17 protein-coding genes are annotated in these 18,822 nt (G+C 32.3%); 9 read left to right on the plus strand and 8 right to left on the minus strand.

What is annotated here, in order from left to right; all coding sequences use genetic code 11:
* Window positions 1-33 precede the first annotated feature (33 nt).
* Complete coding sequence (locus tag FBFL15_RS05575; protein ID WP_014083663.1) at window positions 34-639, minus strand: outer membrane beta-barrel protein; 606 nt, start codon at window positions 637-639, stop codon at window positions 34-36.
* A gap of 172 nt (window positions 640-811) precedes the next feature.
* Between FBFL15_RS05575 and FBFL15_RS05580 the strand changes: the two genes are divergently transcribed.
* The 5 genes from FBFL15_RS05580 (at window position 812) to FBFL15_RS05600 (ending at window position 5,229) form a co-directional block, all read left to right on the plus strand.
* The gene (locus FBFL15_RS05580; protein WP_014083664.1) at window positions 812-1,354 is read left to right on the plus strand and encodes a porin family protein; all 543 of its coding nucleotides are present in this window, start codon (window positions 812-814) and stop codon (window positions 1,352-1,354) included.
* 83 nt (window positions 1,355-1,437) lie between these two features.
* Window positions 1,438-1,851: a type II 3-dehydroquinate dehydratase gene (aroQ, locus tag FBFL15_RS05585; protein ID WP_014083665.1), complete on the plus strand. Its 414-nt coding sequence runs from the start codon at window positions 1,438-1,440 to the stop codon at window positions 1,849-1,851.
* Window positions 1,852-2,098: 247 nt separating this feature from the next.
* Entirely contained in the window at window positions 2,099-4,588 is a 2,490-nt protein-coding gene (locus FBFL15_RS05590; protein WP_014083666.1) for a DUF5686 and carboxypeptidase regulatory-like domain-containing protein, read from the plus strand.
* Between the two features lie 17 nt (window positions 4,589-4,605).
* Window positions 4,606-4,824: a hypothetical protein gene (locus tag FBFL15_RS05595; RefSeq protein ID WP_014083667.1), complete on the plus strand. Its 219-nt coding sequence runs from the start codon at window positions 4,606-4,608 to the stop codon at window positions 4,822-4,824.
* 30 nt (window positions 4,825-4,854) lie between these two features.
* Complete coding sequence (locus FBFL15_RS05600) at window positions 4,855-5,229, plus strand: YchJ family protein (protein WP_014083668.1); 375 nt, start codon at window positions 4,855-4,857, stop codon at window positions 5,227-5,229.
* A gap of 14 nt (window positions 5,230-5,243) precedes the next feature.
* On the opposite strand, the gene FBFL15_RS05605 is transcribed toward FBFL15_RS05600, so the two are convergent.
* Window positions 5,244-6,029, minus strand: coding sequence for an ABC transporter ATP-binding protein (locus tag FBFL15_RS05605; RefSeq protein WP_014083669.1), 786 nt, complete (start codon window positions 6,027-6,029; stop codon window positions 5,244-5,246).
* Window positions 6,030-6,049: 20 nt separating this feature from the next.
* On the minus strand, window positions 6,050-7,066 hold the full coding sequence (locus FBFL15_RS05610) for an iron ABC transporter permease (RefSeq protein WP_014083670.1): 1,017 nt from the start codon (window positions 7,064-7,066) through the stop codon (window positions 6,050-6,052).
* 559 nt (window positions 7,067-7,625) lie between these two features.
* Between FBFL15_RS05610 and cdd the strand changes: the two genes are divergently transcribed.
* Together cdd and FBFL15_RS05620 are read left to right on the plus strand one after the other, a co-directional pair.
* Window positions 7,626-8,108, plus strand: coding sequence for a cytidine deaminase (gene cdd / locus FBFL15_RS05615; protein WP_014083671.1), 483 nt, complete (start codon window positions 7,626-7,628; stop codon window positions 8,106-8,108).
* Window positions 8,109-8,211: 103 nt separating this feature from the next.
* Window positions 8,212-8,844 (plus strand): 7-carboxy-7-deazaguanine synthase QueE, encoded by a 633-nt coding sequence (locus FBFL15_RS05620; RefSeq protein WP_014083672.1) that lies wholly within the window; start codon window positions 8,212-8,214, stop codon window positions 8,842-8,844.
* A gap of 152 nt (window positions 8,845-8,996) precedes the next feature.
* Here FBFL15_RS05620 and FBFL15_RS05625 read toward each other — a convergent pair whose 3' ends face one another.
* Complete coding sequence (locus tag FBFL15_RS05625) at window positions 8,997-10,205, minus strand: hypothetical protein (RefSeq protein WP_014083673.1); 1,209 nt, start codon at window positions 10,203-10,205, stop codon at window positions 8,997-8,999.
* A 113-nt stretch (window positions 10,206-10,318) separates the two neighbouring features.
* Between FBFL15_RS05625 and FBFL15_RS05630 the strand changes: the two genes are divergently transcribed.
* Window positions 10,319-11,863: an IS1182 family transposase gene (locus FBFL15_RS05630; protein ID WP_014083674.1), complete on the plus strand. Its 1,545-nt coding sequence runs from the start codon at window positions 10,319-10,321 to the stop codon at window positions 11,861-11,863.
* A gap of 223 nt (window positions 11,864-12,086) precedes the next feature.
* On the opposite strand, the gene FBFL15_RS05635 is transcribed toward FBFL15_RS05630, so the two are convergent.
* Together FBFL15_RS05635 and FBFL15_RS05640 are read right to left on the minus strand one after the other, a co-directional pair.
* A complete protein-coding gene (locus FBFL15_RS05635) occupies window positions 12,087-12,836 on the minus strand; it encodes a hypothetical protein (RefSeq protein WP_014083675.1) in 750 nt (249 codons plus the stop codon).
* 312 nt (window positions 12,837-13,148) lie between these two features.
* Window positions 13,149-13,898, minus strand: coding sequence for a hypothetical protein (locus tag FBFL15_RS05640; protein ID WP_014083676.1), 750 nt, complete (start codon window positions 13,896-13,898; stop codon window positions 13,149-13,151).
* A 725-nt stretch (window positions 13,899-14,623) separates the two neighbouring features.
* Between FBFL15_RS05640 and FBFL15_RS05645 the strand changes: the two genes are divergently transcribed.
* Window positions 14,624-17,311, plus strand: a complete 2,688-nt coding sequence (locus FBFL15_RS05645; RefSeq protein WP_014083677.1) for a zinc-dependent metalloprotease — start codon at window positions 14,624-14,626, stop codon at window positions 17,309-17,311.
* A 246-nt stretch (window positions 17,312-17,557) separates the two neighbouring features.
* On the opposite strand, the gene FBFL15_RS05650 is transcribed toward FBFL15_RS05645, so the two are convergent.
* Together FBFL15_RS05650 and FBFL15_RS05655 are read right to left on the minus strand one after the other, a co-directional pair.
* Window positions 17,558-18,097, minus strand: a complete 540-nt coding sequence (locus FBFL15_RS05650) for a YfiT family bacillithiol transferase (RefSeq protein ID WP_014083678.1) — start codon at window positions 18,095-18,097, stop codon at window positions 17,558-17,560.
* 11 nt (window positions 18,098-18,108) lie between these two features.
* Window positions 18,109-18,819 (minus strand): class I SAM-dependent methyltransferase, encoded by a 711-nt coding sequence (locus FBFL15_RS05655; RefSeq protein ID WP_014083679.1) that lies wholly within the window; start codon window positions 18,817-18,819, stop codon window positions 18,109-18,111.
* Window positions 18,820-18,822 lie beyond the last annotated feature (3 nt).

Below are 18,822 nucleotides of genomic sequence, written 5' to 3' on the forward strand. Positions count from 1 at the left end.
AAACGACCTTGAGTTATAAAATGTAGCAAGGGTTTAGTTGCCCCATTTGCCGCCACCTATATAAAAACCTAAGTGTATTCCTAAATAAGAATTGTCTGTAGATCCGACAACGTTGCCTTTTAGGTCTTGAATATTTGATTTTGGTACAAAATTGTATTCTACTCCCATTCTGAATTTGCCCCATTCAAAACCACCTCTAACCAAACCGCCTGTTTTGGAAGTGGCATCGAGCGTGGTTGTAGTATTTGTAGTACTATTAGTGTCATTAATTTCAAGATTTGCTAATTGAAATAAGCCTGCACCAGCTCCAATATAGGGTACAAACGAGCTACCAGATTGGTTAAAATAATAATCGTAAGTAAGTAGATAAGAGTTGTTTACACCAATTTCGGCATCGACGTTTGCGGTAGTTGATGTAGTTGATTGGATGTTTTTGGCCATTGCTGCTGCACCAAAACGCAAACCAATATTCATATTGTCTTTGATATTGTATTTAGGTTCGATAGAAACTAAAAAGCCCCCGCCACCTTTTGCAGGAAGGGCATAACCAAGGTCTAAACCTACTCTAAATCCGCCTTGGGATTGGGCATTTGCAAGCGATGCAAGCATAATTGCTGTTGCGATAAAAATTTTTTTCATTGTAAGTGATGTGTTTAAGATGTTTGTTGGTGCAAATATATAAAATTTAAAATAATATATACAACTTTTGGATATATGTAGTTGGTATTTTTTTTGTGTTAAAATAGATTTCAAAAAAATGGTTTTGGGTTGAATAAAATTGTATTTTTGTAGTCCCTAAATTTATTATAAAATGAAAAAAAATGTTATTTTGGCAGCACTATTTTGTTGTAGTGTGCCGTTGATGAATGCCCAATTATTAAAAATGGGTATCAAGGTAGGAGGAAATTATGCTAATGTGTCTGGCTCTGAAATTCAAACTCAAGCGATAACGAGTTATCATGGAGGTCTAATGGCAGAGGTAAAATTATTAAAAAAACTGTTTGTTCAGCCAGAAATTTTGTACAGTACACAAGGAACTACTTACAAAACCGCAATTGAAGATTATAGAAATGAATTGGGTTATTTGACAATTCCTGTGATGCTAAAAATAGGATTGTCGGATACTTTTAGTTTAGACTTGGGGCCACAGGCATCCTTTTTATTGAAAGAAAAAAATAAATTTGATGTGAACAATGCCCAAACATTTGATTTTAGTGCCAATGCAGGAATGTCGGTTCGGATTACAGAACATTTAGTGGCACAGGCAAGGTATTGTGCTGGTTTGTATGAAATATCTGAAAATTCTAAAATTAAATCTGCGGTATTTCAATTGTCGGTAGGATGTTTTTTTTAAAATTAATCTTAAAAAAACATTAAAAAAGACTATAATATAAATGGTTTTGTTAATTTTGCGGCTCAATTAAGAAAATATACACCATGAGAATCATGATTATCAATGGTCCAAATTTGAATTTGTTGGGCAAAAGAGAACCCGAAATTTATGGGTCTCAAACTTTTGAGGATTATTTTAAAATATTACAAAATAAATTTGATACTATCGAATTATATTACTTTCAAAGCAATATTGAAGGCGAAATTATAGGAAAAATTCAGGAAGTTGGTTTTAGTTTTGATGGAATTATTTTAAATGCAGGTGCTTATACCCACACGTCGATAGGAATTGGCGATGCGGTAAAGGCCGTTTCAACTCCAGTGATAGAAGTACATATTTCTAATACTTTTGGTAGAGAAGCATTTAGGCATCAATCCTATATTTCGGGTAGTGCCAAAGGTGTTATTTTAGGTTTTGGTTTACAAAGTTATGATTTAGCATTGCAATCATTTATATAAAATTAATAATAATAAAGTCTTTTTTGAATAATCAAGAAAGACTTTTTTATTTTTTCATCGAACAAAAATTATTTTTTAATGGCAATGCCGTTTAGTAAAGTCAGCTTTTGCTATGTGGCCTTTTTTGATAATGTTTTAAACTCCGACAAAGGATTTACTACCTTGATTATAACTTTTTAGTTTAACAAAACGACATTATATTTCAATTCATATTATTTTATAATAAAAATTTAACAAAATTACAATAATGAAACAAAGATTACTTTTATTGCTTTTATTGGTGGCACAATATCAATATGCTCAAATTAAAGGCATTGTAACAGACGAAAATGGTAATCCCATTCCATTTGTGGCAGTTTATGTAGAGGATACCTATATTGGGACTGCTACAAATCAAAAAGGTTTGTTTGAATTGAATTATAAAAATGTAGGAAATATCAATTTAATATTTCAAAATTTAGGTTTTAAAACTTTAAAACAAAATGTGTTGGTAGATCATTTTCCGTATATATTGAATACCGTTTTAGAAAAAGAGGATTTTATGCTACAAGAGGTTGTCATCCGAAAAAACGATAATTTAGCCAATCCTATTATTCAAAATGCCATAGCCAATAGGAAAGAAAATGCAGCCAAAACCGCCCATTTTTCAGCCGATTTTTATTCAAGAGGCTTATTTAAAATTAAAAATTTGCCTAAAAAAATCATGGGTATGGATGTTTCATTAGAAGACGATATAGCACACCATTTAGACTCTACAGGAAGTGGCATTATTTACCTGTCTGAAACGATTTCTAAAATAGATTTCTCGGCACCTAATCAGTTGAGGGAAAAGATATTAGCATCCAAAATTTCGGGTAATGATAATGGGTTTAGCTACAATACTGCAAAAAATTCGGATTACTTTTTTTATGAAAATTATGTTGGACATAGTGTAAAAATGGTGTCGCCAATTGCAGATAATGCTTTTCAGTATTATAAATTTAAACTTGAAGGCTCGACTTACGATGATAATAATTTTCAAATTTATAAGATAAAAGTTACACCAAAACGGGATAAAGAACCTGTTTTTGAAGGATATATTTATATTGTAGATGATTCATTTGCCATTTATGCGGTGGATTTGACCATGAAAGGGTATCGAATGAAAAATGAATTTATGGAAAACATGGTACTCAAACAAAATTATAGCTACCATGCACCCAAAAAAACGTGGTCTTTGAATGTGCAAAACCTTTCGTTTGATGCTGGTTTGATGGGTATTCATTTTTCGGGAGTGTTTAATTATGTGTTTACAAATTATGATTTTCCACAAACATTTGATAAAAAAATGTTTACAAATGAAGTGCTAAGTTTTGCTCCTAATGCCAATCAAAAAGACAATGACTATTGGAACAGCATCCGCCCTATACCGCTTACAATAGAAGAACAACATGACTACAAAACAAAAGACAGCCTGAAAACCAAAAGAAGTAGCCAAGTTTATTTGGATTCGATAGATAAAAAAACTAATAAGTTTCGTTTTTTGGATATTATTGGCGGATATACTTATAAAAATTCGTTTAAAAAACACCAATTTAACTTTTCGGGTTTGTTGAATAACACAAAAATGGCTTTCAATACTGTGCAAGGGTATCATTTGACACCTTCTCTTTCATATAAAAAATGGAATGACGAAACAGGAAAAAATACCACTGTTTTCGCCGCATTCAATTATGGTTTTGCCGAGGAAAGATTGCGAATTTTAGGACAAATAGACCATCAATTTAACAATCAAAATTATGCCCGTTTACAACTTTCAGGCGGTTCAACAACGAGCCAGTTTAATAACGAACGGCCAATAAGTCCGTTTATCAACAGTGTGAGCAGTTTGTTTTTTAGGAATAATTTCATGAAATTGTATGACAAAACATTTGCTTATTTAGCTTATAGTCAGGATGTTGCAAACGGAATCCATCTTAAAACATCGTTAGAATATGCCCATCGCAAGGCATTGTTTAACCACTCTGATGTGTCTTATTTTATGAAAAATGACAGGTATTCGTCCAATAATCCCTTAAATCCGTTCGATTTTGAAACGGCTGGTTTTGAGTCTCATCATCTTACCAAATGGGCTATGGAGGCTACGATACATTTTGGGAATACTTATTTTTCAAGACCCGATGGCAAATTTAATATTCGAAATCCAAAATACCCTAAACTCACATTTGGTATAGAAAAAACCTTGGCCGCATCCAACAAAAAATATGGGTACACACACTTGAATACCTCCGTTTTTTACGAACTTGGACTACAAAACAAAGGGATACTTGCCCAACAAATGAAAGCGGGCAAATTTTTTGATGCTCAAAATATTGCTTTTATGGATTACAAACATTTTATGGGAAATCAAACCCATATTGCACAAACCAATCAATACCTCAATGTATTTCATTTGTTGCCTTATTATAGTAAAAGTACCAACGATGCTTATGTAGAATACCATGCCGAGTATAACGATAAGGGGTTTATAATGAACAAGTTACCTTTGTTAAATGCCTTAAAATCAGAGTTTGTTGCAGGGTATCATGTGTTGATGCTTCCTAATCAAAAACCGTATTCTGAGTTTAATGTAGGTTTAGACCGATTGGGTTTTGGGAAATTTAAGGTTTTTAGGGTAGATTATTATACCAGTTTTCAAGCGGGTAGAAACCAACATGGAATTATTTTTGGGTGTAAATTACTGAATGTATTAGAATAAATTTTAAATAAAACAGCATGAATAATTTTGATTTATTACAAAAAGAGACACAAAATATTATAGATTTGATTGCACAAAAAGCATATAAAGAAGCAAACCATGTGCTACTAAGCACCAGCGAATTATTAGACGAAATGTTTGATTTATCTGATGATGATGCAGATTTGGTTGAAATAACAAAATATCAGGTATTGTTAAATCAATTGCATGTTAAAATAAAACAAAATTTACAATAATTTTTTTTATATTAAAAATATGATGTTTTTATGGAAAAATGTCCTTGTGGGTTGCCCAATAGTTATGAAGCATGTTGTGGGGTTTTTCACAATAGTTTCAAACATGCTCCAACGGCAGCCTTGTTGATGCGGTCTCGTTATGCTGCTTATGTTTTGGGTAAAATAGATTATTTATGGGAAACTACTCATGTTTCGACACGGCATTTTCATGACAAAGTGAGTATGAAACAATGGGCAGAACAATCTACTTGGTTGCAATTACAAATCTTGGAAGTTGGTACCCAAAAGGTGCGGTTTAAAGCCTTTTATTTAGATGAAAAAGGACAAAATCAAACGCATCATGAAGCCTCAAATTTTGTATATGAAGCGGGAAAATGGTATTATGTAGATGGAATATTTTTATAAAAAATCTATTTTTTTTATATATTTTCTAAAATAAATTTTCCTTTTTGTTGATCAAAAACAATATTTTTATCGTTGAATAATAAATCAAATGCACCTTGTGCTATTAAATTACAAGGTTGGTCTTGTTGTATATTTTTTGGGGTCATCAAAATCATTTGATCGCTTACTTGAATAGCCAAATCAATGTCGTGTGTAGAAAATAAAATGGCTTTTTGGTTTTCTGAAGCTAATTTTTTAAGTAATCGAAAAACCGAAACTTTGTGTTGTAAATCTAAATGTGTTGTGGGTTCGTCTAAAATAATTACAGGAGTATTTTGTGCTAATGCTCTGGCTATCAAAACCTTTTGTAGTTGGCCATCACTTAATTCATGATGTTTTAAAGACTGTAAATGTTGTATTTGAGTGTCTTGTAACGCTTTTGTAATATGTAAAACATCAAGATCGGAAAGTTTTCCTATCCAATTGGTATAAGGTTGCCTGCCCAAAGCTACTATTTCAAACACTGTCAATTGGCTGGGAGGTAGTTTTTCTGTAAGTACGACACTCATTTTTTGTGCCAAATCCAACAAATGATATGTGTTTAAATTTTGTTTGTTCACTTCTATTTTGCCTGATAAGGGTTTTTGAATGCCTGTAAGGGTTTTCAATAGGGTTGATTTGCCAATACCGTTTGCACCTATCAAAGCAGTCAGTTCGCCACGTTTGAGTGTCAAATTTAAGTTTGTAGCAATGATGTTTTCATGCTTTTTGGATAGATAACCAATTGTTAAATTTGTAGTTTTTAGTATCAAGTCATTCATTTGGAATAGTTATTACAAATTTATATTTTTTTTAGCAATATTAGAATTACAATTGGAGCACCTATCAGTGATGTAATGGCATTAATTGGTATGACCATATTGGAAAGTGGGAGGTAGGCAACCAAGTCGCAAATTAACATGAATGCAGCCCCTAAAAAAAGGGTACTCCAAAAAAGTATTTGGTGCTGGCTTGTTTGAAACAACATTTTTGCTATATGCGGAACGGCAAGACCAATAAAGGCAATAGGGCCAGCAAAAGCGGTAATTACTCCTGATAAAATACTAGTAGCAATAATGATATACAGTCTTGATATTGAGATGTTTAAGCCTAAACTTCGGGCGTAGTTTTCGCCTAAAAGCAAAGTATCTAATGCTTTAATGTTTATAAATGCCACAAGTAATCCAATGGATACACTGATGGTTAAAATAGTGATTGACGACCAAGGGATGTTGCCTAAATTGCCCATAGACCAAAAGGTAAATTTTTGCAATTGTTCTGATGTGCTTATGTATGATAAAATACCTACAATAGCACTAGAAAAGCTACTGAACATTAAACCTACAATGAGTAAAGAGTGGGTATCTTTGAGTTTTTTGGCAACTATTAATACTGCTATGAGGACCAAAAAGCTGCCCAAACAGGAAGCCATCACTATTCCATAAGTAGATAGTAAATAATAACTTATGAAATTTGGCAAAATTCCTGAGCCTAATACTACAAAAGCAACCCCCAAGCTAGATCCTGAACTTAAGCCTAAAACATAAGGCCCTGCTAAAGGATTTCGGAATAAGGTTTGCATAAGTAACCCGCTGATAGACAGTCCAATACCTACTAATATGGCCGTTATGGCTTTGGGTATTCGATAGTGTATCATGATGTATGTCCAAGTGGTTTTGGAAGCGTTTTGCCCTAAAATTACAGAAAAAACGTCTTTTTGTGGTATAGAAACGGAACCCCTACTAATGTTTAAAACAAACAAAAAAAGAATGGCTAAAAAAAGGATTACGAACCTCAAAATGTTTTTTTGTGAGACCATAAAAATGCTTTTGGTGTTTTTTTTGAGCAAAAGTAACTATTTTTTTAATAATAAACGATGTAAAATCCAATGGTTTGATTGTGTTGCATTAGAAGTTGTGGTTTTGTGTTTGTCAAATGTTTTTTGTGGGGTGTTTTATCAAATGATAGAAAAATAGTAGTGCTGTTTGATTTTGTACTGTTTTCATGGTGTGTTTTTTTAGGGAAGAATCAACTGATTTAATCAATGGTTTTTGGGCTCGAAGTAGCAAAGTAGCCCCGACAGTAGCGGCATCCTTTTTGTTTTTTCTTTAAAAACAAAAAGATATAGCGAATGGCGGGAACTGTACATGGGGGAAAAGGCCAAAAGTAGCTGCTTCTGATTATAGACAAATGGCGTTTTAATTTGATTGTTGTTGGTTTTTTGTTGTGGTTGGCTACAAATGGTGTTTGTGTGTTTGCGTTTTATTGTTTAAATTTACAATTTTAGATTTCATAATACAGACTTCTTACCAAGTGGTTTGATGTATAATATGGAATAAAGTACTATTAAAATATAAATAATTAACTATAAAAAACGTATGAAAGATATAATTACTGAAGTTAAGTTTAAAGCGTTTGAGGTAATGGATGAGTTGCCTGCACCTATTCGAGATTTGATGGAAAAAGCTATAGAGGCCAGACAGCGGGCTTATGCACCTTATTCAAACTTTAGGGTAGGAGCGGCTTTATTGTTGGAGAACGGCGTAATTGTACAAGGATCTAATCAAGAAAATGCGGCTTATCCGTCTGGATTGTGTGCAGAGCGTGTTGCTTTATTTTATGCAGGTGCACAATATCCTGGACAAAAAATGGTGGCTTTTGCTATATCGGCTGCTTCGGACACTAGTGTTACAGACATGCCCATTCCGCCGTGTGGAGCTTGCCGACAATCGATAGCGGAATATGAAATAGGGCAAGAAAGTCCAATTCAGTTGTATTTTATGGGGGCTGTTGGGGCTATCTATCAATCTGATTCATTGCGAAATTTGTTGCCTTTTATGTTTGATAAAAAATATTTGTAGTTTAAATTAAAAACAGTTTTTTATCAAAACATGAAAAATGGGTAGGGGTTACATTTTTTATTTACCAAAATAAAAAACTATCTTTGCCAATCAAATTGAAACCATGTTATCAAAAGAATCACAAACAGCTATACAAAAAGGGGAGTTATTACCATTGATGGAAGCTTTTTATACCATTCAGGGCGAAGGGGCTCATACAGGAACAGCAGCTTATTTTATAAGAATTGGCGGGTGCGATGTGGGTTGTCATTGGTGTGATGTTAAAGAAAGTTGGAATGCCGATTTGCATCCACCAACAGCTATAACAACTATAGTAGAGGAAGCAAAATTGTATTCGAATACTATTGTGGTAACAGGAGGGGAGCCTTTGATGTGGAATATGGACGGACTTACACAAAAACTTAAAAGAGTTGGGATGACCATCCATATAGAAACATCTGGAGCCTATCCTTTGACAGGCATTTGGGATTGGATTTGTTTGTCGCCCAAAAAAAACAAATTGCCACTGCCCGAAGTTTACGAAAAAGCCAATGAGTTGAAAGTAATTGTACACAACAAACACGATTTTGAGTTTGCTGAAGCGCAAGCCTTATTGGTAAATTCAAATGCTACATTATTCTTGCAGGCAGAATGGAGCAAAAAGGATATGATAACGCCATTTATAGTAGATTATGTAATGAATAATCCAAAATGGAGAATATCTTTGCAAACACATAAATATTTGAATATACCTTAAAATGCTAAAAACTTGTTGATAAACCCATTCGTAATGTGAATGGAATCGGTTTAACTCATGCGTTTTTATTTTATATAGGTATTCGTTGATGATAATTCATTGCTCGGATAACAGGTGCAAGGAAAGGCTAGCTGTTGGCGGCAGGTGTTTTTTTAGATTAATATTCGAATATTAAAGTACAAATCTTTATAGTTCATAAAATTTTCATATGTTAATCCGATTGCGATTCTATTAATTAGAAAGCTATTATTGAAATTAATCGATTTAAAAATTTCAGTTTTGTAATTTAACTGACTCTCAAATATTGAAGCACTTAATGTCGTACTTATATTGGATTTTGAAAACCATTTATTTACAAAAAGGTGCCCTCCAATTTTTTCATAATTTTTACTTAAATAGTCTAAACCTATCCCAATTCCTAAATTATTTTTGAGATTTAAACCGTACTTCATTTGATGATTTTCAAATTTGTTTTTTGTATTATCAATATTGAGAATTCTATTCTGATAATTGTATGAGATATAATCTGTTATTTTTAAATTTTTGTAAAAAACATTCCATTTGGATAATTGCAAATTTAAATGATGAAATCCATCATTATTAAAGTTATATTGTAGAGAAGTATTTCCATTTATTTTTGACTTCCCCAAATAAATTGCAGAATATGCAGAATAAAAACCTAATGGTAATTTAGATGCTCCACTATAACCTAATTCTAAAGAGTTAGAAAGATAACACATATTTGAAATTCCACCAGAATTATAACAGCCATATTTTGGTAATGTATTTTTGAATGATGCATACTCTTCATTTAGATTTAGTGTTTCAGACAGGTTTTTTACTAAATCTAAAACAATCAATGCTTCTGGAATTGAATCTTGTGAAGACGGTGTCCAGTATTTTTTTAACCAATAGATTTTCTTGTCGGAATGTTCTATTATATATGTTATTCCGTCCATTCCTTGAGACCAATTTTCAATATTATTGTCCGAAGGTAATTCTAAAATTTTTGAGTTTTGAACAATATTATAAATATTTTCAACTTGTTTAGCTGGTAAAATAATTTTATTTGATAAAGTTTCTGTTTTATTATTTTTTACTTTTTTTGTATGATAAATGAAGTTTGTTATAGTTCCATAAAATTCATTATTGTTTTTTGAAATTTCAATTACTTGACCATGATTTCTAAATCTAAAATTAAATTCATCTGAAGACTTTTTAAAATTTTTTAAATCTAATTTTTTTTGAAATTCGATATTACTTTTATACCAATAAATAGTGTCTCCTTTTATTTCTTTTATTTGAGAGAATAATGGAATATTGAATAAAAGTAGAAATATGAATATTTGAAGTTTTTTCATACGCTTTCAGATAACGTCAGTCTGTGAAAAAACTGCCGTTAAATATTTTTCAAAAACAATAAAAAAATAAAATAAAATAGTGTTTTTTATTATTATTTTTTGTACATTTAGCCATGCAACATATCACAGGAATAGCCCGTTTACAAATGCGTCTTTCTAGTTTGGAGGACACTATTGGCTCCGAAAATCAAGTGCGTTTTATCGATGCATTTGTGGAGGTTTTAAATCTATCAGAAATTGGTTTTGAAGTAAAAACGATTAAAAAAGAAGGTCGTCCGAGTTATAACTCAAAAGTGTTTCTTAAAATTTATTTATATGGATATCTTAACGGCATTCGTTCGTGCAGAAAACTCGAAAAAGAATGTGCCCGAAACATTGAAATGCAGTGGCTTTTGCAGGACATTAGACCCAATTATCACAGTATTTCCGATTTTAGAAAAGACAATCCGAAGGCTCTGAAAAAATTATTCAAAATATTCGTACTTTTTCTTAAAGATGCGGAACTCATTGCTGGTGAAACCATAGCTATTGATGGGACAAAAAGCAGGGCTCACAATAGTAAAAAAGCCAATTTTAGCCAAAAAAAAATCGACCAACACTTGGAATATATAGACACCAAAAGCCAGGAATACCTTGATGCTTTGGAGCAAAATGATGACAAAGAAAACCCCATTGTCATCAAAAATATTCAAGATAAAATCGAGCGTTTGAAGAAAAATCGCCTTCGATATGAACATTTGGAAAAGGAATTAAAAGAAAGTGGCGAACCACAAATAAGCACGACCGACCCGGATTCGAGAGCCTTATTGGTTCAAGGTCAGGTAGTTGAAGTGAGTTTCAATATTCAAGCTGCTGTTGATGATAAGCACAATTTGGTCATTGCTACACACACCATCAACAAGAACGACCGTAACGCACTGTCTGCCATAGCATTAGAAGCAAAAAAGAATTTAGAAGTGGACACTTTTACGGTTTTAGTTGATAAAGGATATCACAACGGAAATCAAATACACCAGTGTAAACAAGCCGATATTGTAACTATTGTAGCCCAACCCAATCAGGGAAAGAGTAATGAAAACGGTACACAGCCTGATTATTTTGTATCAAAATTTATTTATAATAAATTAGAAAACACCTACGTCTGTCCGCAAGGCGAAACCTTGACAACTTCTGGAACTTGGCACAAAAAAGCAGGACGAACAGAAGAAAGTGGTTATCAATTTCAGAAATACCGCACGCCAAAATGCAAGGAATGTCTAGTTAAAGACCTCTGCACCAGCAGGAAAGGCGGCAGAGAAATAGACCGAAGCCAGTATGCCGATGCGGTAGAAGAGAATAACAAGCGTTATCAAGAAAATCAACAATTATACCGAAAAAGGCAAGAAATTAACGAACATATTTTTGGTACAATCAAGCGACAATGGGGGTATAACCATACGAACTTAACGGGATTAGAAAAAGTAAATGGCGAACACAGCCTGATTATGCTTGTTTACAACATCAAGCGAAGTATCAATATTTTAGGAATTCCAGAATTGATTGCCAAACTTCAAAAATGGAACTCACCCTACAAGGCAAAACTTGTTTTTTGTTCTAAACCCACCTCAAAACATCGTTTTACAGCCCACGTTTTTTGGCAACAAAATAATGCGGCTTAAAAATAACCCTTTCGCAAATGGCTTCTATTACATTCAAAAACCAGCGTTTTTTTGGTTTTTTGGATTATAAACAGGGTTTTTTCACAGCCTGACGTTCCGCAGCTTGCAGAAGTGGCGGATTTTCAGCACCAAAGTTACTAAAAATTCCTAAACTTTCAACAAGCACGAAAGTTACTAAAAAAGCACCAAACCCGCCATTTCTGCAAACTGCTGTTAGCTGACGTTATATTCGTTTGAGTTTTGGTTTTACTTTGTCAAAAAATGTTTGATAGTCATTATTCATATCTGGTCTTGTAATACTTGGAAAGCCACAATACTCAAAACAAATTCTTAAATAGTTAATAAATGTAGTGTCATTTGGCTCGTTCATAAATTTACTGTCAATAGTCGGTTCGCTGGTTATTTTTATCGCATACGCTTGTCCACCACTTACATTGTCTTTGTGTAAATCGTCAGCAGATAAATTTAAAAATGCACACCCAAATTCTTCATCATCTACATATTGTTGTATTTCTTCTTCCCAATATTCATAAGTAATTTCTTCCACAACAGAATCTAAACTTGCAATTTGGATTGGGTCAGCCATTTCCCACATAAAGTCTTCATTTGTTTCATAGTCCCAAACGAAGTTTACACCACCAACAATTTTATAGAAGAACTTCAAGGACAAAGGTACAAAACCAAAAGGTTTTACTGCGTTGTCAAGTTGTTCAAGTAATAGTTCAGTGTCAGGTAATGGTTTGTGTAAAGGTTTTTCAAAATTATATTCTGGGTTTTCTTTGAATAGGTAATTTACAGATTTTAGCTCTTTATAAATTATGTCAAGATTATAGGCAACCCTTTGAAACGTTTCGGTCAATACTTTTTCAATCTCGGGTAAGTTTGTTGGCAAAAATGCCTCTTGTCCCAAAGCATAAATTTCTTTATAAACTTCTTCTGTCTCTCCGTTAATATATCTGTCGTAAAGTGTCATAGTGTATGGTGTTTTGGAATAATGGCAGCTAACTAGTTAATACACGAAAGTTATTACATTTTTTCAAATCGTATATCCATCACAAACATAAAAACATTTTTTCAATCAAGCAAAATTATTTTTATTACAAAATTTTCATGGTGAAAAAGAAGAACTAAATCCTTTTGAAAATTTAAAAAATAAAATCGATAACGCCATAAAGTGATGAAAGTTTAGAATCAGTTCTCCCGAAAAAAGGGACAAACAGTTCAACCTGAGTTGCATGGCTCGGCTTTCAGCTGCAAGGAATGGCTGGCTGTTAGCTGTTCGGTTTTATTTCTTACTAAATAACTTTATTATTTCTAAATTTTCTTTTTCCATCTCTTTTTTATATTCTTCTTTTGTTATTTTTATTAAACTTAAACTTTCAATTTTCGAGTTAAACAACTTTTCTTTTTCAATTTCGATTGTTGCAAAATATTTTTTAATTATTTCTGTTGGTTGAAAATATATTTGGTAAATTCTTGGAATATTTTCAAGTTTACTAAAAAAAATGTTTTGGCAATTTAAATCTTTTAAAAACTCATAAACATTATTATGTTTTGGTGAGTTTGCTAATTGAATTTTATAAATTCTATCATTTATTTTTTCACCATTTCTATAATATACACCTAAAAGAAAAGATAGCTTTTTTTTATTGCTATTAAATAAACTATCGTTTAAGTTATTCTTAATATAAAATGAGTTCATTAGGTTGGACATTTCTTTCGAAATAAAACAATTTTTATCTTCAATCAAATTAATTTTAAAATCTTTTTTTACAATGCTATCTACGAATTTCATTAGTGGTTTTTCAGTTGTATAATACCTATCAAACTTGTTTTCTAAACTACCATAATTATAACTCATATAATCATTCAGAGTTCCTAAGAGTAAAAAGGTACTATTTATTTTTACTTTTGTTGTGTCAATTTGGTTTGTATTTCTAATAGTAACACCATTAATTTTCTTCTCATCTGTTTGTGAAAATATATTTGTGAATGTCAATAGAATAATAACGTAAAGTAGGTTATTTTCTTTCATACGTAATAATTTTTAAAGTGAACCGAAATTTTCATTTGCTTAGTATTTGTTTTTCTGCGTTTTGCCAAACTTCTAACTAACTTTTTATTAATGTTTTGAAAATCAAACATTTACAAGATTTATTTTTTTATTTTATCCTCCTATTTTCCGATTTCGTACCGTTAGCTTACGGGGTCAGGGCATGAGTTTAGAGGGAATGTCTGACCAACGTATGTCTGTGAAAAAACTGATGTTAAATATTTTTCAAAAATAATAAAAAACTATGAAATAAAATAGCATTTATTTACTAATTTTTATAAAAAAACTACAAAACCTTCTCGTATTTTTTGAATTTTAGAAGTTTGATACCAAAAAAATGGTTTCAGTTGTTGTTTCAAGAGTGTCATTTTTTTTGTTTTATTTTACCTAAATGGAAATTTTGGCATAAATCACTTTTTTTTCTGTTTTGTCTATTTTCAATCTAATTTATTTTAACAATATAATACTTGATAATTACAATATATTAATTTAAAAAATCAGCGTATAGTAAAAATCAATATTAAGTATATTGTAAAAAATTTTAAATAGAATAAAGATTTTATTTATAAATTTATTGAATTAATTATATAAGGTTTATTTTGATTGGATAAAACCAATAATATAAAAATTTAGATATAAAAATAAGTGATTAGGTTTGTTTTAATAAAATATTATTCTTAATATTGTAACCTCAAAATTATATTTTTATGAAAAAATCATTACTATTATTAGTTTTTGCATTGTCTTCAGCTTATTTATCTGCACAAGATAAAACGACGTGGAAAAAACATGATGGAGGTAAAGTAATTACTTCCGACTATTCCAAAAGAGCTACTTTCCCAACAGATTATCAGTTGATGGAATTAGATCTAAATGGATTAAAAAACAAATTAATTACTGCAACTGATAGGTTTGCTGAAGTAAGTAAATATGTTACAATTGAAATTCCTAATGCAGATGGGGCAATGGAGCAATTTACTGTTTTAGAAGCTTCCAATTTTTCGCCTAGTTTGCAGGCAAAATTTCCTGAAATAAGATCTTATGTAGGTAATGGATTAACGGATAGGTATGCTAAATTGCGTATAGCCATCAACCCAAGAGGGATAAGTGCTATGATAACAAGAGCAGATAAAGCAACCGAATTTATTGAACCCTATTCATTAGATGGCAAAATTCATGTAGTTTATAGCTCAAAAAATGTAAAAGGGATGTTGCCTTTCAACTGTACTTCTCCAACTGATAATAAAATTATTGGAGATCTTACAAAAGCAGTAAATTCAACTTCAAGATCTAATACAAATGTATTATTAAATTTTAGGTTGGCCATGTCTGTAACACCAGAATATACGGCATATCATCATGCGGCATTAGGACTTGCCACAGCAAAGCAAAGTGCTTTATCGGCCATAAACACCACAATGTCTAGGGTAAATGGTGTTTTTGAAACAGATTTTGCTATTCACATGAATTTAGTAGATAACATGACCATTATTTATGATGGTACTACAGCAGACCCTTATGGTGCAACAGATGCTAACTATAATAGTCAATTACAGTCAACACTTACTTCAGTAGTTGGCGAAGCTAATTATGATGTTGGACATTTAATGGCAAATGTAGGGAATAATGGTAATGCAGGATGTATAGGATGTGTTTGTGAAGATGGATCAAAAGGTAGTGGATATACTACAAGTACTGTGCCTGTTGGAGATAATTTTGATATAGATTATGTTGTTCACGAAATAGGTCATCAATTTGGAGCCAACCACACTTTTTCAAATTCAAACGAAGGTGAAGGTGTAAATGTTGAAGTAGGTTCTGGAGTTACAATTATGGGATATGCGGGTATAACAAGTTATGATACCCATTTACATTCTATTGATGTATTTCATGCTGTAAGTATTGCTCAAGTTCAGGGTAATATGGCTTCAAAAACATGTCCTACAACAACTCAAATTACGCATGCGGCACCAGTAGTAAATGCAGGACAAGATTGGACAATACCATTGAGTACTCCATTTGCACTAACAGGCTCAGCTACAGATGCTGGGGGCTCCAATGCAATAACATATACTTGGCAACAAATTGATGATGGTGGTTCAAATACCAATGCTAATAGTGCCGCTAAAATAACTAAAACTAGTGGGCCAAATTGGGTAAATTACCAAGATTCTGCAAGTGGTTTAAGGAATTTTCCAGTTATGAGTACAATTCTTGAAGGATCTGAAACCACATCAGGATTAGATGTTAATGCAGAAGCATTGAGTTCTGTAGCTAGAACGCTTAATTTTAGACTAACCGCTAGAGATAACGTATTAGGACAAGGTCAAACTAATTTTGATGATATGGTAGTGAATGTGGTTGCTAAATCACCTTTGAAAATAACAATTGCTGCCAATACAAGTTATCCAGTAGGATCTACTCAAACCGTTGTTTGGACAGGTGCTACAGGTACAACAGGACATCAAACTATTTCAGGTGCATCAAATGTTGATATTTTATTTTCTGCAAACGATGGTAGTACTTGGACAACGTTACTCACCGCAACTCAAAATGACGGATCAGAATCTGTTACATTGCCAGCAGGTGCTTCAGGGCCTTTTTGTAGGTTTATGGTAAAAGCAAGTGCTAATGTGTTTTTTAACATATCTCCAAAATTTGCTGTTGGATATACTATTACCAACACTTGTAATACCTATTCAAACTCTACACCATTAACTATTCCTGATGGAACAGCTGCCAATGTTAATGGAGCAGTAGTATCCAATACTATAGCAATTCCTGTTACTTATAATTTATCTGATGTAAACGTAACTTTAAATGTAACGCACACTTATCCAAATGATTTGGTTATAGCCCTAAACCATCCAGACAACACACAAGATATTTTATGGGGTAGATCTTGTTCTGGTAATGATAATTTTAATGTTACGTTAAGTGATGGCTCTCCAACATTTACTTGTGTTGCTAATATGACTGGAACATTTAAACCTTATTCACCTTTAGCTGTTTTTAATAATAAAACATCTAATGGAACTTGGAGGTTATTGGCTACCGATTATTATGATGGAGACACAGGAACAATAAATTCTTGGTCTATTGAAGTTTGTTCACAAACTATTACCTTATCAGTACCCGAAACACAGTTTACCGATTTTGTTGTTTATCCAAATCCAAGCAGAGGTAATTTTAATGTAAAATTTAATAGCAGTACTTCAAATGCAGTGAAAATGATTATTCATGATATGAGAGGAAGAGTAATTTATAATAATGATTTTAACAATAATGGTGTGTTTAATGAAAATATTCAATTGGACAATGTTCAATCTGGTGTTTACTTGTTAAGTGTTACAGATGGCGTTAAAAAAGAAGTAAAACGTATTGTTATCGAATAATTTTTTTTTGATTTCTATAAAAAAGGCTGTCCAATTCTAATCTGGACAGCCTTTTTTTTATGTTGCAATATTCTACTATCAACGATTTTTCTTGAAAATTTTTTCTAAAAAATAACTACGCATCTTGGGCTATTTTATATGAGTGTTTGGTATTATAAATATATTTGGTATTAAAGTAATGTTGTTTATGGTGTGATTTGGTATAGAAAATGCTCTAAAAACAATTTGATTTAAGGGCTACTTTTTTTACCAATTCATTCGGGCTTTTAGTTGTTCAATATGTGCCAAATGATGTTTGCCGTGCCAAGCATACGTCCCAATGATTTCTTTGATGCTAAAAGATTTTTGGTGTTCTGGATGTATAAAAGTACGATTGAGCTCCGATGCTGATAGCGATTGTAATAGATATTCAAACCGATAATGCAGGGCTTTTAATAAAGCGATTGAACTCTCAATGGGCATTTCTACATTGTCTTTGCCCATAGCCCAGCGGTCTTCATAATAATATTTGATGGTGGGTTCCTCCTCTGTTAGTGCCCATTTGATGCGAATAAAACAATTGATATGACTATCTACACAATGATGTACAACTTGCCTTATTGTCCAACCATCTGGTCTGTATGGAGTGTCTAATTGATCGACTGTTAATGATGCAACGGCTTGTTCTAAAGCAGTGGGAAATGCAGCAAGTATTGCAATTTGATTGGCAATATAGGCTGGAGTATATGTTTCAGGTGCTACAAATTTCCCTATTGGATATTGTAATTGTTCTACATTTTGGTCCATTTTTTTTAAATTTATAGGTGTGTCAGTTTTGCTAAATAATCATAATGTGTTCCTTCCAAAATCAATTCGCAATGCAAACCCACAGAAAGGGCTACATTTTGAAGGGTTTGAAAATCAATGTACATCCATTGGAATGGTTTTTCTTTTTTACCCTTATAAGTAATATCAAAAACAACTTCGCCATAATACTCAAAGTCAGATGGTATCCATTTACCTCCATCGTCATCCTCGTCAAACATATAAATAATATCAGAACTGTCTAATAATATTTGTCCATTAGTTTTCATCAAACTTTTCAATTTTATTAAAAAACCCTTCATTTTTGATAATCTACCACACATTCCGGCACCATTCATAAGCAAAAGTATAGTGTCAAAAGCTTGGTTTTCCATATCCATAACATCTTGAACAATGGCTTTTTGACAACCTCGAAGGCTACAGGCTTGTATAGCATTTGGCGAAATATCGATGCTGGTAACATCTAAATTTTGATTGTTTTGCAAGTAAAGCGAATGGCTACCTGCTCCACAGCCCACATCGAGCACTGTGCCAAAAGATAGGGCTAATGCCGTTTGTTCTAAAGCTGGCATGTCTTCAAAAGATCGAAATAAATAGGCAACCGACATTTCGTCTGCTTCGGAAATGGTCGTTTCTGTAATTAAATTTTCGGGTGCATTATGGGTTTGGTAATCTAAAATAGCAGTTCCAAAAAGGTCTTTCATTTT

The sequence above is a fragment of the Flavobacterium branchiophilum FL-15 genome (assembly GCF_000253275.1).
Lineage (GTDB): Bacteria > Bacteroidota > Bacteroidia > Flavobacteriales > Flavobacteriaceae > Flavobacterium > Flavobacterium branchiophilum.